A 2,427-nucleotide genomic window follows, 5' to 3' on the forward strand; every position below is an offset into this window, starting at 1 on the left:
CTCGGCCACCAACTCGGCCTCCGCGACGAATACCAGGACGACACCACCCCCCACCGCCCCGACATCACCGGCAGCCTCCTCGGCAACTACCACCAGCCCTCGCCCGACCAACTCCCCCAAGGCCACCTTCGCGAACGCCACCTGCACCTCCTCGCCGCCCTCATCGGCGACACCGATCCCCCCACACAGACCGTTGACGGAAACTGGCGACAGGCCCGCGACGCCACCACCCCCACCCCCCGCTCCCACGAGTGGGTCGATCCCGTCTCCGAACCCCTCGGCCCAGCCGACGACAACACCGACCGCCCGGAGACCGACGCCGTCGCCGCCCGCATGTGGGCGATGCCGAACAGGCTCCAGCGCAACGACTCCGACGACGACTCCAACGCAGCCGACTCCGACGAATCCGACTGGGACGCACCCGCGCCCATCCCAGCCACCACGTCCACCACCCCCCACTTCACCTGGACCGCCCCGCCCCCCGTCGCCGCACAGACACCCCCCTCACCGGAGCCCACACCAGACGACGAGGCAGAGCAGAGCGAGCCGTTCGCCCCCTCGTCCCTGGTGACCTACGTCCTGCCGGACAGCCTCCCGGAGGGAGCGTTCGACGCGGCCACACTGTGGTCGCAGGCGCCCGAGCTGGAACCCTTCGCCGTGGTCACCATCTCCTCCCACGGCATGACGATTCCGCTGCGATACATGGACGACCGCCAGACCGCCAAGTGGAACAACCCGTGGGACGGCAACGACGCCTTCGACGCCGTGATGGAACCGGCCGACAAATACCTCGCCCTCGTCGTCGAGCGCGCCGAACGCACACAAGCCGACCCCCAGGCCTCCGACCAGGACAAGGCCGCCGCAAAACACCTGCTGAAGACCAACAAGCTGCTGGAGGACGACGGCTGGCGTCCCGAGTACCGCAGCGAGTTCCTCCGCATGCAGATGCTCCTCAGAGAGAGCGGACTGCTCGACGACCTGCCCCGCGAACTCGTCGCCAACCCGAACTGGTCGCGAGACCAGGGCGTCGTCGACCCCGAGGACACGCCATGGGCCTTGGTCGACCCCGCCAACCTGCTCGGCCCTGTGGGCGGTTCACTGCGCGGCAAGGACGGAGTGTCCTCCAAGTTCCACACCTGGCTCAACGCCAACGGCGGGGACACCGACTGGCTGGCGGCCTGGGGGGCAGAACAGTCCGGCGGTTCGATCAACACCGAGCCCCAGCGGTTCAAGGTGCTGATCAGCCACTTCCGTCCGCCGAAGTCCCCCGACGGGTATCACCTGGCCGGGCTCAACGGCGATCTGAGGGACGACACCTGGCGGTCGGACGGCCGCGACCACCCGGTCACCCGATTCGACCCGCAGCACCTGGACCACAAGGCGTACATCCGCAGCATGGTCGCCCAGCACGCCTTCACCTACGAGGTGCTCAACCGGGTCAAGATGCCCAACGTCGACGCCGAACAAGGAATCGTCCAACTCATCCGCCTGGAGAAGCGGAGCCTGCTGGAGGAGCAGAACGGCGGAGCCATGACCCCGGGCCAGTCGGTGGAGATGAAGCGGGGGCCCGCAGAGTCGTACAGCCTCTTGGAGCCGTACAAGGACGCCACGAACACGCAAACAGACGAGAACAAGCCCATGCTCGGCCCCTTCTGGGTGACGTCCCAGAAGGTGCCGCTGCACCGCGTGTTCGGCACATTCATCCAGAGTCGGGCCGTCTTCCACGGAGAGAGTTGGTCGGAGCACACGCTCTTCTTCGGCGAGGGCGAGAACGAGTTCCTCGCGCTGGGCGAAGGCGCGCCCATCACCTACCACGGCACCGACACCCCACCCCAACTACCCGTCACCACACCCGGCGACGTCGCAGCCCAGGCACCCAGGCCCGGACGACGGACCACTCCAGCAACCGTCGGGCAGTCGCACCCGCAGAACCCCGCCGAAGCAGCGATCGAGGAGCCGGCACCTGACCGAACTCGCCTACGCGCCGCAGAAGCAGCCCTGGAAGCCGCCGGCCTGCGCGCCGACGAACTCCAACAGAGGATCGACACCACCCCCGACCCTCAGCAGAAGACAGCACTACAAGCAGAACTGGACCAGCACGCCGACGTCCTCACCGACGCCCTGAACGAAGTCGACCTCGCCCTCGCCGAAACACAGGCCGCGTCCGGTCAGGACGACACGACCACCGAGGCCGGACCGCCCACACGACCCCGGATGCGCCTGGACCACACCCCACGCTTCACCGTCCCGTCAGGCTTCGACGTCCGCCGCCTCCGCCACGAAGACGAGACCTACACCGACCTCACCGTCAACATCGCCTACCGCGGCGGCAACAGCACCGCCGTCCACGCCAAACTCGCCCAAGGCGTCCAGGACTACTACAACAACCCCGGCCACCGCCTCCCCAACGGCGACCTCCTCCACATC

At 68.0% G+C, this 2,427-nt stretch carries 1 protein-coding gene; it reads left to right on the top strand.

Going from position 1 to position 2,427, the window contains the following annotated elements:
• Positions 1-2,427, top strand: a 2,427-nt coding sequence (locus ABT057_RS48965) for a hypothetical protein (RefSeq protein WP_352351884.1), incomplete at both ends; no start/stop codon positions are given.

The organism is Streptomyces sp. NPDC002588 (assembly GCF_040295925.1).
In the GTDB taxonomy this organism is placed as follows: domain Bacteria; phylum Actinomycetota; class Actinomycetes; order Streptomycetales; family Streptomycetaceae; genus Streptomyces.